Annotated in this window: 15 protein-coding genes and 1 pseudogene; 10 read left to right on the top strand and 6 right to left on the bottom strand. The window is 66.5% G+C overall.

The window, feature by feature from the left end:
- Positions 1-93: 93 nt before the first annotated feature.
- Both LJ656_RS30780 and LJ656_RS30775 read right to left on the bottom strand, forming a co-directional pair.
- The gene (locus LJ656_RS30780; protein WP_230513241.1) at positions 94-336 is read right to left on the bottom strand and encodes a hypothetical protein; all 243 of its coding nucleotides are present in this window, start codon (positions 334-336) and stop codon (positions 94-96) included.
- Positions 337-561: 225 nt separating this feature from the next.
- On the bottom strand, positions 562-1248 hold the full coding sequence (locus LJ656_RS30775; protein ID WP_230513240.1) for an HAD family hydrolase: 687 nt from the start codon (positions 1246-1248) through the stop codon (positions 562-564).
- Positions 1249-1530: 282 nt separating this feature from the next.
- On the opposite strand from LJ656_RS30775, the gene LJ656_RS30765 reads away from it, so the two are divergent.
- The 6 genes and pseudogenes from LJ656_RS30765 to LJ656_RS30740 all read left to right on the top strand — a co-directional run bounded on the left by LJ656_RS30765 (position 1531) and on the right by LJ656_RS30740 (position 6478).
- Complete coding sequence (locus LJ656_RS30765) at positions 1531-1848, top strand: YXWGXW repeat-containing protein (RefSeq protein WP_425606044.1); 318 nt, start codon at positions 1531-1533, stop codon at positions 1846-1848.
- Positions 1849-2097: 249 nt separating this feature from the next.
- Positions 2098-2682 (top strand): annotated as a pseudogene (locus LJ656_RS30760) (RNA polymerase sigma factor); the annotation flags it as partial.
- A complete protein-coding gene (locus LJ656_RS30755; RefSeq protein ID WP_230513238.1) occupies positions 2679-3098 on the top strand; it encodes a hypothetical protein in 420 nt (139 codons plus the stop codon). The pseudogene LJ656_RS30760 and the gene LJ656_RS30755, both read left to right, overlap by 4 nt.
- Complete coding sequence (locus LJ656_RS30750; RefSeq protein ID WP_230513237.1) at positions 3095-3673, top strand: periplasmic heavy metal sensor; 579 nt, start codon at positions 3095-3097, stop codon at positions 3671-3673. Before LJ656_RS30755 ends, LJ656_RS30750 begins: the two co-directional genes overlap by 4 nt.
- A gap of 85 nt (positions 3674-3758) precedes the next feature.
- The gene (locus LJ656_RS30745; RefSeq protein WP_230513236.1) at positions 3759-5321 is read left to right on the top strand and encodes a DUF1800 domain-containing protein; all 1563 of its coding nucleotides are present in this window, start codon (positions 3759-3761) and stop codon (positions 5319-5321) included.
- A 5-nt stretch (positions 5322-5326) separates the two neighbouring features.
- Positions 5327-6478, top strand: coding sequence for a DUF1501 domain-containing protein (locus LJ656_RS30740; protein WP_230513235.1), 1152 nt, complete (start codon positions 5327-5329; stop codon positions 6476-6478).
- A 7-nt stretch (positions 6479-6485) separates the two neighbouring features.
- On the opposite strand, the gene LJ656_RS30735 is transcribed toward LJ656_RS30740, so the two are convergent.
- Both LJ656_RS30735 and LJ656_RS30730 read right to left on the bottom strand, forming a co-directional pair.
- Positions 6486-7010 carry a flavin reductase gene (locus tag LJ656_RS30735; protein WP_230513234.1) on the bottom strand — a complete coding sequence of 175 codons (525 nt, stop codon included), beginning with the start codon at positions 7008-7010 and terminating at the stop codon, positions 6486-6488.
- A 136-nt stretch (positions 7011-7146) separates the two neighbouring features.
- Positions 7147-8541 (bottom strand): LLM class flavin-dependent oxidoreductase, encoded by a 1395-nt coding sequence (locus LJ656_RS30730; RefSeq protein ID WP_230513233.1) that lies wholly within the window; start codon positions 8539-8541, stop codon positions 7147-7149.
- A 168-nt stretch (positions 8542-8709) separates the two neighbouring features.
- Between LJ656_RS30730 and LJ656_RS30725 the strand changes: the two genes are divergently transcribed.
- On the top strand, positions 8710-9279 hold the full coding sequence (locus tag LJ656_RS30725; RefSeq protein WP_230513232.1) for a helix-turn-helix domain-containing protein: 570 nt from the start codon (positions 8710-8712) through the stop codon (positions 9277-9279).
- Positions 9280-9394: 115 nt separating this feature from the next.
- Here LJ656_RS30725 and LJ656_RS30720 read toward each other — a convergent pair whose 3' ends face one another.
- The gene (locus LJ656_RS30720) at positions 9395-9778 is read right to left on the bottom strand and encodes a BON domain-containing protein (protein ID WP_230513231.1); all 384 of its coding nucleotides are present in this window, start codon (positions 9776-9778) and stop codon (positions 9395-9397) included.
- 481 nt (positions 9779-10259) lie between these two features.
- Between LJ656_RS30720 and LJ656_RS30715 the strand changes: the two genes are divergently transcribed.
- Positions 10260-11045, top strand: coding sequence for an IclR family transcriptional regulator (locus tag LJ656_RS30715; protein ID WP_075304110.1), 786 nt, complete (start codon positions 10260-10262; stop codon positions 11043-11045).
- A gap of 95 nt (positions 11046-11140) precedes the next feature.
- Here LJ656_RS30715 and LJ656_RS30710 read toward each other — a convergent pair whose 3' ends face one another.
- Positions 11141-12946: an acyl-CoA dehydrogenase gene (locus LJ656_RS30710; protein WP_230513230.1), complete on the bottom strand. Its 1806-nt coding sequence runs from the start codon at positions 12944-12946 to the stop codon at positions 11141-11143.
- Positions 12947-13223: 277 nt separating this feature from the next.
- On the opposite strand from LJ656_RS30710, the gene LJ656_RS30705 reads away from it, so the two are divergent.
- Positions 13224-13997, top strand: coding sequence for an SDR family oxidoreductase (locus tag LJ656_RS30705; protein ID WP_230513229.1), 774 nt, complete (start codon positions 13224-13226; stop codon positions 13995-13997).
- Positions 13998-14078: 81 nt separating this feature from the next.
- The gene (locus LJ656_RS30700; RefSeq protein WP_230513228.1) at positions 14079-15302 is read left to right on the top strand and encodes an acyl-CoA dehydrogenase family protein; all 1224 of its coding nucleotides are present in this window, start codon (positions 14079-14081) and stop codon (positions 15300-15302) included.
- The last annotated feature ends 4 nt before the right edge of the window (positions 15303-15306 follow it).

Raw genomic sequence — 15306 nt, 5'->3', positions numbered from 1 at the left:
CTGTGGTCCGCTCGATCGGGAGCGGGCCACAGCGCTTGCACCGTAACGCGCGTCGAGGGCGCGCGCTGTTCATCGCGGCATTGGTGACCGCGGTTACAACGGCACCACATGCACCGGCTGCGGATAGCACCCGGGCACACGAACCGGCTCGCACCCGTAGTGCACCGGCGGCGGGCAGGGGTTCCAGACCGGCGGCACGCAAACCCGCGGCGGTTCAGGGTGACACCACTGCGGTTCTTCGCGCTTGAAGCAGGCGTTGCCACCGCGTACTGCTTGCGCTTCGCTGCGGTCGAGTTCGTCGCAGTGGGACAGGTCGCTGAGAATGAGGCTGGTCATGATGGATCTCCGGCAAGGGTGGAAGGGCAACGAGCACGTTATCGCCGTGCTCGCGCCTTTAATCGCACGCCTTATGCCATGCGCCGGAAAGCCCCGCGTACAGGGGACCTACCGCTATCGCCCAGTCCAATCCACGGGAAAGTGACCGTCATCGGCCAACTTGCGCGAGGCGAGGTGTCGTCGCCTCACCAACACCTTGCCGACCCAAAGAAGCCAATCAGCCCATCACGCCCGCGCCCACCCCGCGAGCACCCCCGGCAACTCAGCCATATCCGTGAACACCTGCACAACGCCCGCGCCATGCAGCGCGGTCGCGCTGCTATGTCCAAGTTGCGACGGGCAATAACCGAACACCGTCGCACCGGCAGCGACACCGGCGGTCGCACCGGTCACCGTATCTTCCACCACCGCGCATCGTTTCGGATCCACACCCAACGCCGCAGCGGCCGCGAGATAAACATCGGGAAACGGCTTACTGCGCGGCATCTCATGCCCGCTGAAAATACGCCCTTCGAAACAGTCGAGAATCCCCGCCTTCGCCAGTTGCAACTCGACCTTCACGCGATCGGCGCCCGACGCGACCGCAATGCGTCCATTCAGCGTCTCTTTCAGCGCGCGCACCGCGGCAGCCGCGCCGTCGATCGCCTGCAACTCGCTGTCGAGCGCTGCATTGCGCCGCGCGCGAAATTGCGTGAGCCATTCGTGGGTAATTGCGAAGCCGGTGCGTGCTTCGATCAGCGGCGCTTCGTCCTTGACCATCTTGCCGACGAAAATGCGCATCGCCTCTTCGACAGTCAAATGCCAGCCAAGCTCGCCGAGCATCTCGGTCAGCACGCGGTTCGTGATGGGTTCGGAATCGACGAGTACGCCGTCACAGTCGAACAGTACGGCGTCAAAAGGGAAATCGGGCATCGGGCACGCAAGGATGGAGATCGGGAAACCGGCAAGGATACCTCACCGCTTCGCGAGATGCTGTGCCGCGATCGCCTCCGGCACGACTGCTCAGACCCGCCGCTCGACGTATGGACAATCGCGTAGCTCCGATTGCCGCGCCGGAATTTCCCCGTGGCTCCTCCAATTTTTTTACGCTCACGCGACGGATTTTTTCGGCTGCCGCGTTAAAGGAGAAACGGCGGAACAAACGGCGCGATGCGCCGGCGCCGGTTTTTTCAGGCTCTTATCGGAGATATCGCCATGAAGTCGAACTACTTCACCCGTTGGCTAACCTGCTCGCTGGCCGCGGGCGTGTGCTGCGCCGCCGCGCTCACGGCCACGCCGGCCAGCGCCGAAGTGATTATTGCGCCGATGGCGCCGCCGCCGCCGCGCGTCGAAGTGCTGCCCGCGCCGCGGGAAGGCTACGTGTGGGACCAGGGCCGCTGGCGTTGGGATCATGGCCGCTACGTATGGGCGCCGGGTCACTGGCAACCAGTGCGCGTCGGCTATCGTTGGGTGCCGGGCCACTGGGCGCAGCGCGGGCCTCATTGGCGCTGGATCGAAGGGCATTGGGCGTGAGGCCGCGATGAAAACCGTCGTAATCGTTTTGCTGGCGGTCATGCTTGCCGGCTGTGTAGTGTATCCGGCGCGGCCGACTTATTACCGGCCCGCGGTCGTCGTATATTGATCGGCGGCGCATACGCGCAGTGCGTGCCACAGCCCCCGCGGCGCGTGCGTCACCGATCAGAGCAACACCGATAGAAAGGAGCGGCCGCAAGTGAATCGTGTTGATCCCATGAGGCGGCTCGCCCGGCCGCGCGCGCCGTCGCAACGGAGCCGCGCGCGTTGAGCGAAGCACCACCCGATCCGGACGCCGAACTGATCGCGCGGGTGGGCCGCGCGGAGCCCGGCGCGGTCCGCTCGCTGGTCGCGCGTAAGCTGCCGCGGCTGCTGGCGCTCGCGACCCGCATGCTAGGCGACCGGATGGAAGCGGAAGACGTCGCGCAGGAGGTGTTCGTGCGCATCTGGAAGCAGGCCGCGCGCTGGCGTGAAGGCGACGCGAAGTTCGACACGTGGATGCACCGGGTCGCGCTCAATCTGTGCTACGACCGTCTGCGCGGCCAGCGCGAGGAGCCGACCGACGCGCTGCCCGAAGCAGCCGATCCCGCCGCGTCGCCCGACATCCAACTCCAGACGTTTGCCGAAAACGCCCGCGTGCGCGCGGCACTGGCCGCGTTGCCGGTCCGTCAGCGCGAAGCGCTGGTGTTGACCTATTACCAGGACATGTCGAATCGCGACGCTGCCGCCCTGATGGGCGTCGGCGTCGATGCGCTGGAAAGTCTGCTGGCCCGCGCGCGCCGCAATCTGCGCGCGCAACTGGCCGGCAGCGGCACTGGCAAGGACAACTCATGACGCCCGAAAGATTTCATCAGATCGTCGCGGCCTACGGCGCCGAGCCGCGTCGCTGGCCCGAGCAGGAACGCGCCGCCGCGCAGGCGTGGGCACAGTCGCATCGCGCGCAGGCCGACGCGCTGCTCAGCGATGCGGCCGGCCTCGACGCGTGGCTTGCGATCGACAAAGTCGAGCCGCCCGGTCTCGAACTGCAACGGCGCATTCTCGACGCCGGGCCGCGCGCTCGCGCGGCCACGCGCCGGCGCTGGTGGTGGTCGGGCGCGGCGGTGGCCGGGGTCGGGCTGCTCGGCGGCGCGGCCGGCGCATTGGCGGTGTCGTTCTTCGTGCTCACCGAGAGCCCGGCGCCGCTCGCGCACGATTCCTCGTATCTGACTTCGAGCTTCGGCGGCGCGTCCGCCGATTGGAGTGGCGAATGAACGGGCGCTCGTGGAAATTCGCGCTGCTGGGCTCGGCGGTGCTCAACGTGTTTCTGCTCGGTGCGATTGCCGGCGGCGCGTATCAATGGTTTGCCGCGCACCGCGTGAACGAGGCGGCGGCTGGGGAATCGCACGCGCTGCGCTTTGCCGCGCAGCCGTTGCCGCCCGAGCGGCAGCAGGCCTTTATCGATGGATTGAAGGATGCACGCCGCGCCGGTCGAGCATATGCGCGCGACGCGCGCGAAGGACGTCGCGAAGTGCTGCGTCTGCTGGCCGCGCCGCAATTCGATCGCGCGGCGCTCGACGCCGCGCTCGCCCGCACCCGTGCGGCCGACAGCAGTCTGCGCGCGATGGTCGAGGCGAGCGTCGCGGATTTCGCGGCGACGCTGACGCCCGAGCAGCGCGTCGCGTTCGCCGAGAGTCTGAAGCTGCGCGGGCAATGGCGCGAAGCGCAGGCGGCGGCGAATACGAAGCGGCCGGCGAACCGGGCGGGGGAGCAGAAGGAAAATGCGTCGCCAGGCGGGTCGCAAAATCCGTCGCAAAGCTCACCGGCCGACGCTGCTTCGGAGGACTGAAAAAAAACCCGCGTCGCGGCGACGGATTGCGCGCGCGCAGACGTTTAACGGCTATGCAAGTGTTTCCGATGCCGATGAGGTTCGTATGGCCAACTCTCCCAACCTGAGCGCCGCGGCGATCGCGCTGAATCGTTTCGGTCTCGGCGCGCGCGCGGACGAGGCGCCGCCCGCCGATCCGCAAGCGTGGCTGCTCGCGCAGTTCGACCAGTATCAGCCGCGACCTGCCGCGTGGGCGGGGCAGCCCGATTCGATCGCGGTGTCGGGCGAACTCGTGCGGCAGCGCATGCAGATCGAGCGCGAGCGCGAGCGCAAGCAGAAACCGGGTGACGGCGCTGGCGTGGCTGGCGTCGCTGAAGGCGCGAGCGGTAGCGCGATGAACCACGCAGGCAACAACCTGAACAACGCGTTAGCCGCCAGCGAATCAAACGCACACACTGCCAGGCAGCCCGAACGAAAGGCACTGCAAGTCGAAGTGCGCGACCTGTATCGCGCGTCGGTGAATGCGCGAGTCGCCAGTGCGCTCAGCACGCCGGCGCCGTTCATCGAACGGCTCGTGCACTTCTGGGCCAATCACTTCGCGGTGTCGACGGAAAAGCCCGGCGTCGCCGCGCTCGCCGGTTCGTTCGAAGCGGAGGCGATCCGCCAGCACGTGCTCGGCCGTTTCGAGGACATGCTTTGCGCGGTCGAGCGTCATCCGGCGATGCAGCTGTTTCTCGATCAGGCCGGCTCGGTCGGGCCCGACAGCATGGCCGCGCTGCGCGCCGCGCAACGCGATCCGCAGCATCAACGCGGGCTGAACGAGAACCTCGCGCGCGAGATCATGGAACTGCATACGCTCGGCGTGCGCAGCGGCTACAGCCAGGACGACGTGACCGAGTTCGCGCGCGCGTTGACCGGCTGGAGCGTGGTCGGCAAGCCCGCCAGGACGGGCGTCAACGTCGGCGCCCGCACGCAAAGCGGCGGCGTTCTCGCACCGGAGGCCGAGCCCGGCGCGTTCGTGTTTCGCGCTGCGCAGCACGAACCCGGCACGCGCACGATCATGGGCCGCCGCTACGACGAAGCCGGCGAACAGCAGGCGCTTGCGATCCTGCATGACCTCGCGTACGCGCCGGCGACCGCGCAGCATATTGGCGCGAAGCTGGCTCGCCATTTCATCGCTGACACGCCGCCGTCCGGCGCGAGCGAGCGCCTTGCCGCCGCGTTCGCGCGCAGCGGCGGCGATCTGCCGACCGTTTATCGCGAGCTGATCGCGCTGCCGCAAGCATGGTCGCCGGCCGCGCTGAAGTTCAAGACGCCGTGGGAGTGGAGCGTGTCGGCGATGCGCGGCCTCGGCTGGCAGGAGCCCGGCAATCTGCAGACCGCGCCGCTCCTCGCCCAGCTCGGTCAGCCGGTCTGGCGTCCGGGCTCGCCCGCCGGCTACGACGATATCGCCGCGAGCTGGGCCGCGCCCGATGCGCTGGTGCGGCGCGTCGAAGTCGCGCAACGCTTCGCCGCGCGTGTCGGCGACCGGCTCGATGCGCGCGCGTTAGGCCATACGTTGCTGGCTGGCTCGCTCAGCGAATCGACGGCCGACGCGGTCGCGCGCGCGGAGAGCGCATCGACCGCGCTGGCGTTGCTGCTCGTGTCGCCCGACTTCCAACGGAGATGAAAGTCATGCTGTCACGCCGCCAGTTTCTCAGCGTCGCCGCCGCCGGTGCCGGCGCGCTGCTCGTGTCGCCGCGGATTGCGTTCGCGCACGTCGAGAGCGAGCGCCGCTTCGTGTTCGTGATCCAACGCGGCGCGGCCGACGGGTTGAACATCGTCGTGCCGTACGCGGACCCCGCTTACGCGACGTTGCGCGGGCCGCTCGCGATCGATGCAGCGAGCGCGCCGCATCTCGACGGTACGTTCGCGCTGCATCCTTCGCTCGCCCGGACCGCGCAGATGTACGCGGCGCGCGAAGCGCTGTTCGTGCATGCGGTCGCGTCGCCGTATCGCGACCGCTCGCATTTCGACGGCCAGAACGTGCTCGAAAGCGGCGGCGCGTCGCCGTATCAGTTGAAGGACGGCTGGCTGAACCGGCTTGCCGCGCAATTGCCGGCGAGCCGGGAAAACGCGATCGCGTTCGCGCCGACCGTGCCGATGGCGCTGCGGGGACCGGCGGCGGTCACCTCGTATGCGCCGTCCGGCTTGCCGCAGGCGCCCGACGATCTGCTCGCGCGCGTCACCCAGTTGTACGAGCAGGACGCGCAACTGCGGCCGCTGTGGGAGTCGGCGCTGGCCGCGCGCGGTGTGGCGGGCGATGCCGGCGCGCGCCAGGATCCGGCGAGCGTCGGCAAACTGGCTGCGGGTTTTCTCGCGCGCGACGACGGTCCGCGGCTCGCGATGATCGAAACCGGCGGCTGGGACACGCATAGCGCGCAGAACCCGCGGCTTGCGAATCAGTTGAAGGCGCTCGATGCGATGCTCGCGGCGTTGCGCGACGCGCTGGGCTCGGCATGGGCGCAGACCACGGTGCTGGTGGCCACCGAGTTCGGCCGCACCGCCGCCGCGAACGGCACCGGCGGCACCGATCACGGCACCGGTTCGGTGGCGATGCTGTTGGGCGGTTCGGTGCAGGGCGGCCGGGTGATCGCGGATTGGCCTGGACTCGCGCCGCATCAGTTGTATCAGGGGCGTGACCTGCGGCCGACCGCGTCGCTCGATGCGCTGATCGCGGGCGCGGCCAGTGAAAGTCTCGGGCTCGATCCGCAGCGCACGGCGGCGGCGTTGTTTGGCCGGACCATGGCGGCGGCGAGACCGCTCACGGATCTCGTGCGCGCGTGATGCGTGACTACGCGGCGCGCGCCACTGCGTGCGCGGCATGCACCGAATCCGCGCCGACCCGATGATAGCGGCGGCCGTAATAGATCAGCGCGTCGCGCGCGCCGTCGTGCGTGCGCGCGGCCTTCACCGCGCAGAAGAACACCGTATGCGTGCCGACCTCGGTGACCGACTCGATCTCGCAGTCGAGCGACGCGAGCGCGTCCCGCAACACCGGCGCGCCGGTCGCGAGACGCTCCCATTTCGCGGCGGCGAAGCGCTCGTCGATCGTCAGCGAGCCGGTCGCGAAGTGCGCGGCGAGCGCCTGCTGCTCGGCGCCGAGCACGTTCACACACAGCTTGCCGTTCGCGTGAAACGCCGCGTTGTTGCGGCTGCTGCGATTGATGCAGACGAGCAGCGTGGGCGGCTCGTCGGTGACGCCGCAGACCGCCGACGCGGTGCAGCCGGCCAGTCCGGCCGGGCCGTCGCTGGTGATGATGTTGACGGCCGCGCCGAGCCCGGCCATCGCTTCGCGGAACGTGCTTTTGTCGAGCATGGGTGCCTCTTTCAGAAAAGTCCTGCGGGTGCGGACGGGGCGCGCGAATCGGGCGAAGCGCACGAAGCGCACGAAGCGCACGAAGCGCATTGCGAACGCGCCGCCCGCTAGCCCTACCGTGATTACCGTGCCGGTTTCATACGTCGCCAGCCGGCTCCGGCGCCGCCGCGCAAGCCGGCGAGCGGAAACGCGCGGCCGTATGACTGTCGGGCAGACGCGCATGACCGAACAGCTTTTCGCGCAACGTGCCGTCGCGGTACGCTCGCTTGTACGCGCCGCGCTCCTGCAGCAGCGGCACGACCAGCTCGATGAAATCGTCGAAGCATTCGGGCACGACGGTGCGCGACAGATTGAAACCGTCGACGCCGGTCTGTTCGGTCCATTCGATCAGTTCGTTAGCAATCCTGTCGGCGGAGCCGACCAGCGGCTGCTGCCGGCTGCCGAGCACCATCTGTTCGAGCAGTTTGCGTTTGGTCCATTGCGGGCCGGCCGCGCGTGTCATCGCTTCGACGTTCGACACGATCGCCTGGCTCTTGCCGGTCTCGATCGGCTCGTCGAGGTCGTAGCGCGCGAAGTCGATCCCGAGCGACGCCGCCGCATGCACGAGCGCGGCTTCCGAGCTCACGTAGCGCCGGTACTCCGCATACTTTTCCTCGGCTTCGCGCTCGGTGCGGCCGGTGATCACGGTCTGGCCGAGCAGTACCTTGATGTCGTCGGCGCGCCGGCCGCCGGTCACCGCATGCGCGCGGATATCGTCGACGATCCCCTTGACCGCCGGCTTCGCCTGGCCGTTGACGAACACGCATTCCGCGTGCGCCGCCGCGAACTCTTTGCCGCGCGCGGACGAACCGGCCTGATACAGCACCGGCGTGCGCTGCGGCGACGGCTCGGCCAGATGCATCGCATCGACGCGATACTGCTTGCCGTGGTGATGGATCACATGCACCTTCGACGCATCCGCATAGACCCCTTGCGCGCGGTCGCGCAGCACCGCGCCGTCTTCCCAGCTGCACTCCCACAGCTTGTAGACGAGTTCCATGTACTCGTCGGCGAGGTCGTAGCGGTCGTCGTGCGCCGTCTGGCCGCTCAGGCCGATCGCGCGCGATGCGCTGTCCAGATAGCCGGTCACGATGTTCCAGCCGACCCGGCCGCGCGTCAGATGATCGAGCGTCGACATCCGCCGCGCGAACAGATACGGCTGCTCGACCGACAGGTTCGACGTGACGCCGAACGACAGATGACGGGTGACCGCGGCCATCGCCGGAATCAGCAGCGTCGGGTCGTTGACCGGCACCTGCACCGCGCCGCGGATCGCTGCGTCGGGGTTGCCGCCGTAGACGTCGTAGACGCCCGCCACATCGGCGAAGAAGATGCCGTCGAACAGGCCCGCTTCGAGCTTGCGCGCGTAGCCGGTCCAGTACTCGAGGTCGGTGTAGCGGCTCGACTGATCGCGCGGATGCGTCCACAGACCTTGCTGGATGTGGCCTACGCAGTTCATGTCAAACGCGTTGAGAACGATTTCCTTCGGCATGGCGGGTTCCGGCTGGAGTGGCGGACGGTCAAGCAGTGTCGTTTAATATAGTGGACAGAAAATTACTATGCAAGACGTAATTGGCCGTCTCGTTGCGAGCGCCGTACGCTCTGCGTCGGGACGCATCGATATAATTCGCGGTACTCATTTCCGCCCCGACTACCCGCCATGTCCGAATCCTCCGCCATCGATCTCAGCCAGGCGATCTCCGCGCGCGTCAAGACCGAGCGCGAGGCGCGCAACTGGTCGCTCAGCGAGCTGGCCGAGCGTTCGGGGGTGTCGAAAGCGATGATCAGCAAGATCGAGCGCGGCGAGGCGAGCCCGACCGCGACGGTGCTCGGGCGGCTGTCGGGTGCGTTCGGGCTGACGCTGTCGACGTTGCTCGCGCTCGCGGAGCAGACCGGCGAGCGGCTCGTGCGCCGGGCGGATCAGTCGCTGTGGGAAGACCCCGAAACCGGCTATACGCGGCGACGCATTTCACCGCCGACCGGCGGCGTGCTGGAGTTGCTCGAAATCGAATTGCCGGTGGGTGTGCGGGTGCCTTATCCGTCCGATGCGTTCGTGTTCCAGCATCAGCAGATCTGGGTCACGCAAGGAGTCCTGACGTTTCGCGAAGGTGGGCTGACGTACCGGCTCGAAGCGGGCGACTGCCTGCAACTGGGCGCACCGGTCGAATGCGAGTTTCTCAATGCGGGCACCGAGGTGTGCCGCTATGTGGTGGGGCTGGTGCGTCGTTGAGGATCAGCGGGAGGCGCCGCATGCACAGCTGGCGGCGGCGCCTCGTTCAGGCGGATTCAGACTGATTCAAGCACATGAAAGCGGATTGAAGCGCTCGGTCGAGCGTCGCCCGCGCTCAGCTTCCGCCGCCACCGCCGCCGCCGGAGCGCGGACTGAGGGTGATCTTGTTGGCCACCGAGGTGACGCCCGGCACGGTTTTGGCAACGTCGCCGGCCTGCTGGATCATGCTGCCCTGAGGCACCGAGCCGGTCAACGTCACCGCGCCGCCGCGCGCCCGCACGAACACGTTCGACACATTGAAGCCCGACGTCCGCGACAGCGCGCGCCGCACGTCGCGGCCGAGCTTGCGGTCCGCCTGCTTCGTGGCCTTCGGATTCGCGGCCGACGCGGCGGCCGTGTCGGCCGCCGGTTGCGCGTCGGACGCCTGGGCATAGACGCTGGACGCGCTCGCCACGCACAGCGCGATACCGAGTGCTTTCAAGAGATTGACTGTTTTCACGTTTTCACCATCCTCGATAAGTGGAGTTCGCTTCGTTGCTGGCAAAAAATGCTGCGCCTGGGTCGAGCAGGTCCGGCCTCTGCGGAACCGCCCGTCTTATAGAAGAGTGCCGTTGCGGCGCCTCCGGCGCGCTTAAACGATACTCCACGCGGCGCGCGGACGCGAAGAAAATGCTGCGATGCGTGCGCATTGCATGGCCGGATCGGCGGCGCGCACAGCGACAGCGATGCTTGTCGGCGGCCGCTGCACGGACCCGCGACCCGCTAAAGCGGGCCTGCGTTTGAGACTATAATTCCGCATCCCGGATCGCCAGATCCGTTTTCAAGGTGCCGGTTTTCAGGCCGACCACCGCCTTCGGGGAGCCCGTTTCCTCTTGAACAAAACCAATTACAGCCCGGCCGAAGCGGGCACCGACCTCCCCAACGCCGACGATTCTCCGGCCGCTTCGCTCGCCGCCGCGAAGGCGCCCGCCACGCTCGCGATGCGTACCGCGCATGAATTGCACAAGGACGACCGCCATTTCGTCACCGCGCTCGCGCGTGGACTCGAAGTGCTCGCGTGCTTCCGTTCCGGCGATAAATCGCTGAGCAATCAGGAACTGGCCGCGCGCTGCCGGCTGCCGAAATCGACGGTCTCGCGACTCACGCATACGCTGACGCTGCTCGGCTATCTGATCCATCTGAAAGAGAGCGGCAAGTACCGGCTCGGCACCGCATCGCTTGCGCTCGGCAGCGCGATGCTCGCGCGCCTCGATGTACGCAAGATCGCGCGGCCGGTGATGCAGGAACTCGCGGACGTATGCGGCGCGACCGTGTCGCTCGGCACGCGCGACCGGCTGTCGATGATCTACGTCGAGAATTGCCGCGGCTCGGTCGCGTTGACGCTGACGCTCGAAGTCGGCTCGCGCATTCCGGTCGCGACCTCGGCGATCGGTCGCGCATGGCTCGCGGCGCTGCCCGAACACGAGCGCCTCAGCTTCATGGAGCAGGTGCGCGAACTCGATCACGTCGCGTGGCCGAAGACGCGGCGCGGCATCGAAAAAGCCCTCGACGATTACCGCACGCTCGGCGTGACGACCTCGTTCGGCGACTGGCAGAAGGAAGTGAACGGCATTGCCCGTGCATTCCAGCCGGGCGGCGAATTGCCGATCATGGCGATCAACGTGGGCGGGCCGGCGTTCAAGCTGTCGAAGGAATTTCTGCTCGAAGAAGTGCGGCCGCGTTTGCTCGAGGTGGTCTCGCAACTGGAAACCGCGCTGTCGCATTGAGCGGCGGCGTGGTCCGGTTCCGCGGGTGGGCGGGCGATAAAAAGTGCGGTTCGTCATCGGCCGCGCTCGCTATATCGCGCGGCCGGCTGGCTCGACTAGAACCACTGCGGCGACATGCTGAGCGTGGTGTCGTCGAGCGTGCGCAGTGGCGCCAGCATCGCGGCGACGCGCGGTAGTTCGCAACGGAAGAACCATTGGCACGCGTGCAGCTTGCCGCGATAGAAGTCCTGATCCGCCGCGCCATTCGCGCGCGGCAGCGCGGCGTGCGCGACCAGCGCCTGACGCAGCCACGTCCACGCCAAAACCACATGACCGAACGCTTCGAGAAACGCATTCGCATTGGCGAGCGCGAGCTCGGCATCGCTCGCGAGCGTCGGCAGCAGCGCTTCGAGCGTGCTCGTCACGTCGCGCCACGCGGCGGCGAGCGCGTCGGCATGGAGCTTCAGCGGCTCCTGCTCGCGCGCGGCGTCAATCGTGCGTTGCAACTCGCGTGAAAACAGCTTCAGCGCGGCGCCTTGTTTCATCGTGACCTTGCGGCCGAGCAGGTCGAGCGCCTGAATCCCGTGCGTGCCTTCGTGAATCATGTTCAGACGGTTGTCGCGATAGAACTGCTCGACCGGATATTCGCGCGTGTAGCCGTAGCCGCCGTGAATCTGGATCGCAAGGCTGTTCGCTTCGAGACACCATTGCGACGGCCACGACTTGACGATCGGCGTCAGCAGATCGAGCAGCAGCGCCGCTTCGGCGCGCGCGGCATCGCTTTCGCCGGTGTTCTGTTCGTCGACCAGCCGCGCCGCGTACAGACACAGCGCGTATGCCCCTTCCACATAGGCCTTTTGCGCGAGCAGCATACGGCGCACGTCCGCGTGTTCGATCAGCGGCAGTTGCGGATCGAGCGGATTCTTGTTGGTCGGGTGGCGTCCTTGCGGGCGTTCGCGCGCGTAGTCGAGCGAGGCGAGGTAGCCGCGATAGCCGAGCATCACCGCGCCGAGACCGACGCCGATACGCGCTTCGTTCATCATATGGAACATGTACGCGAGCCCATGATGCGGTTCGCCGACCAGTTCGCCGATGCACTCGCCGTGCTCGCCGAACGACAGCATCGTCGACGTGGTGCCGCGCCAGCCCATCTTGTGAATCAGACCCGCGAGCGCGACGTCGTTGCGCGCGCCGAGGCTACCGTCGTCGTTGACCCGAAACTTCGGCACGGTGAATAGCGAGATGCCCTTGACTCCCGGCGGCCCGCCCGGAATTCGCGCGAGCACCAGATGCACGATGTTCTCGCTCAGTTCATGGTCGCCGCCCGAAATAAAAATCTTGTTGCCGCGCAGCGAGTAGGTGCCGTGCGCATTCGGCGTCGCGCTGGTGGTCAGATCCGACAGGCTCGAACCCGCCTGCGGTTCGGTCAGCGCCATCGTGCCGAACGCGCGGCCTTCGAGCAGTGCGCCGAGGTACTTGCGCTTCTGCGTTTCCGAGCCGAAGCGCTCGATTACATTCGCATTCGCACTCGTTAGCATTGCGTAAGACGAGGTCGCGATGTTCGCGCTCTTGAACAGCGACAGACACGCGAACGAAATCACCGCCGGCAACTGCATGCCGCCCAGTTCGTAGTCCTTGCCCGCGGCGAGAAAGCCGGTCGCGCGCAATGCGTCGAGCGCGTCTTTCACTTCGTGCGGGATGCTCACGCGCTGGCCGTCGAACTGCGGTTCGTGCTCGTCGGACAGGCGATTGTGCGGCGCGAATTTCTCGACCGCGACCGCATGCGCGGTTTCGAGCGCCGCGTTGAAGGTCTCGCGGCTGTGATCCGCGTGACGCGCGCGTTGCGTCAGCGTCTCGGCTTCGAGGACTTCGAACAGCTGGAATTCCAGATCCCGCGTCTTGATGATTTGCGCATCTTGCATCGATGTAAGCCCATTCAAAGGTAAGCCGCTGTGCGGAACAGCATCGCCGGACGCCGGGTGCCGGCGCTCGTGTATGCAGGTCGGATCGACGGTGACGAAGCTTTGAAACACGTGCGCTACGGGTAAGTCCTGAGGAACCTTCCGCCCGCAGTGCGTGCCAGTTTATATCGGAAACGAATGATCGTGCTTTTATTTACACGCCGAATTTCGGCACGTATGATGGTCGAACAATTCCGGAATCAAAAACTGCATTGCAGAACAACTGGAGGAGCGTCGCATGTCAGTGAAGGACCTGTTTAACCTCGACGGCAAGGTTGCATTGATCACCGGAGGCTCGCGCGGACTCGGTCTGCAAATGGCCGAGGCACTCGGCGAAATGGGCTGCAAGATCGCGATCTCCGCGCGCAAGCCCGACGAACTCGCCGAAGCGAAAGAACATCTGCACTCGCGCGGCATCGACACGCGCACCATCGTCAACGATCTGCAGCGCTTCGACGGCATTCCGGCTCTGGTCGACGACGTGCTGAACGCGCATGGCCAGATCGACATTCTGATCAACAACGCGGGCGCCACCTGGGGCGCGCCCGCCGAAGAGTATCCGGACGACGCGTGGCACAAGGTGATGAACCTGAACGTCAACGCGCCGTTCTTCCTCGCGCGCGAAGTCGGCAAGCGCAGCATGATCCCGCGCCGCGCGGGCAAGATCATCAACGTCGCGTCGGTGGCCGGCCTGAAGGGCTCGCCACCGGGCATGAATACGATTGCGTACAACACGTCGAAGGCGGCGGCGATCAACTTCACGCGCGCGCTCGCCGCCGAATGGGGCAAGTACAACATCAACGTCAATGCGATTTGCCCCGGCTTCTTTCCGTCGAAAATGTCCGCGGGACTTCTCGACAGACTCGAGGACACGATTGTCGCGCGCACGCCGTTGCGGCGCCTGGGCGGCGACGAGGATCTGATGGGGCCGGTGGTGTTTCTCGCCAGCGAGGCCTCGCGCCATGTGACCGGCCAGTATCTGGCGGTGGACGGCGGCTCGATCATTATCTGAGTACCCGTGTCACTGCGCGCGGTGGGTGAGCGCGCGGTTTTGTGCCGCGCAGACACGAAAAACAAACATTGGAGACGCTGGATGAATTTCGAGTACTCGGAGAAAGTCAGAAGTCTGCAAAAACGCCTGACCGCATTCATGGACGGATACGTCTATCCCGCCGAAGCCGTGTTCGAAGCGCAGATGGACGCGGCCCGCGACGCGGGCAATCGCTGGCAACCGGCGCCGGTCATCGAAGAGTTGAAAGAAAAGGCCAAAGCCGCCGGCCTGTGGAATCTGTTTCTGCCCGAATCGAAATACGGCGCGGGCCTGACGAACCTCGAATACGCGCCGCTGTGCGAAATCATGGGGCGCTCGCATATCGGCGCGGAGCCGTTCAACTGCTCCGCGCCCGACACCGGCAACATGGAAACGCTGGTGCGTTACGCGACTGCCGAACAACAACAGCAGTGGCTATTGCCGCTGCTCGACGGCACGATCCGCTCGGCGTTCGCGATGACCGAGCCGGAAGTCGCGTCGTCGGATGCGACCAATATCGCCGCGAGCATCGTGCGCGACGGCGATCATTACGTGCTGAACGGTCGTAAATGGTGGACCTCCGGCGCGAACGATCCGCGCTGCAAGATCCTGATCTTCATGGGCAAGTCCGATCCCGAACATCCGAGCCGCCATCAGCAGCAGTCGATGATCCTCGTGCCGATGGACACTCCCGGCGTCAACGTGCTGCGTCATCTGCCGGTCTTCGGCTACGACGACGCGCCGCACGGCCACGCGGAAATCGTCTTCGACAACGTGCGGGTGCCCGCGGCCAACATGCTGCTCGGCGAAGGACGCGGTTTCGAAATCGCCCAGGGCCGGCTCGGCCCGGGCCGCATCCATCACTGCATGCGCCTGATCGGTCGCGCCGAGCGCGCGCTCGAAGCGATGTGCCGCCGCTCGCTCGGCCGGGTCGCGTTCGGCAAACCGATCGCGGAGCAGGGCGTGACGCGCGAACGGATCGCGAACGCGCGCATCCTGATCGACCAGACGCGCTTTCTGGTGCTGAACGCCGCGTACAAGATGGATACGGTCGGCAATAAGGAAGCGCGCCAGGAAATCGCGATGATCAAGGTCGCCGCGCCGAACATGGCCTGCCAGGTGATCGACTGGGCGATGCAGGCGCACGGCGGCGGCGCGGTCAGCGACGACTTCGGCCTCGCGCGCGCCTACGCGAGTTCGCGCACGCTGCGTTTTGCCGACGGCCCCGACGAAGTGCATCGCAATGCGATTGCGAGCATGGAACTCGGGCGCTATCTGAAGCACTGATCGA

This window comes from Paraburkholderia sejongensis, from assembly GCF_020880815.1.
In the GTDB taxonomy this organism is placed as follows: Bacteria; Pseudomonadota; Gammaproteobacteria; order Burkholderiales; family Burkholderiaceae; genus Paraburkholderia; species Paraburkholderia sejongensis.
Note: the sequence above shows the minus strand (reverse complement) of the source record. Positions and strands in the feature narration are given on the sequence as shown.

Coding starts and splice junctions, on each gene's coding strand:
- LJ656_RS30780 (WP_230513241.1), bottom strand. CDS start 336: ATGACCAGCCTCATTCTCAGCGACCTGTCCCACTGCGACGAACTCGAC.
- LJ656_RS30775 (WP_230513240.1), bottom strand. CDS start 1,248: ATGCCCGATTTCCCTTTTGACGCCGTACTGTTCGACTGTGACGGCGTA.
- LJ656_RS30765 (WP_425606044.1), top strand. CDS start 1,531: ATGAAGTCGAACTACTTCACCCGTTGGCTAACCTGCTCGCTGGCCGCG.
- LJ656_RS30755 (WP_230513238.1), top strand. CDS start 2,679: ATGACGCCCGAAAGATTTCATCAGATCGTCGCGGCCTACGGCGCCGAG.
- LJ656_RS30750 (WP_230513237.1), top strand. CDS start 3,095: ATGAACGGGCGCTCGTGGAAATTCGCGCTGCTGGGCTCGGCGGTGCTC.
- LJ656_RS30745 (WP_230513236.1), top strand. CDS start 3,759: ATGGCCAACTCTCCCAACCTGAGCGCCGCGGCGATCGCGCTGAATCGT.
- LJ656_RS30740 (WP_230513235.1), top strand. CDS start 5,327: ATGCTGTCACGCCGCCAGTTTCTCAGCGTCGCCGCCGCCGGTGCCGGC.
- LJ656_RS30735 (WP_230513234.1), bottom strand. CDS start 7,010: ATGCTCGACAAAAGCACGTTCCGCGAAGCGATGGCCGGGCTCGGCGCG.
- LJ656_RS30730 (WP_230513233.1), bottom strand. CDS start 8,541: ATGCCGAAGGAAATCGTTCTCAACGCGTTTGACATGAACTGCGTAGGC.
- LJ656_RS30725 (WP_230513232.1), top strand. CDS start 8,710: ATGTCCGAATCCTCCGCCATCGATCTCAGCCAGGCGATCTCCGCGCGC.
- LJ656_RS30715 (WP_075304110.1), top strand. CDS start 10,260: ATGCGTACCGCGCATGAATTGCACAAGGACGACCGCCATTTCGTCACC.
- LJ656_RS30710 (WP_230513230.1), bottom strand. CDS start 12,946: ATGCAAGATGCGCAAATCATCAAGACGCGGGATCTGGAATTCCAGCTG.
- LJ656_RS30705 (WP_230513229.1), top strand. CDS start 13,224: ATGTCAGTGAAGGACCTGTTTAACCTCGACGGCAAGGTTGCATTGATC.
- LJ656_RS30700 (WP_230513228.1), top strand. CDS start 14,079: ATGAATTTCGAGTACTCGGAGAAAGTCAGAAGTCTGCAAAAACGCCTG.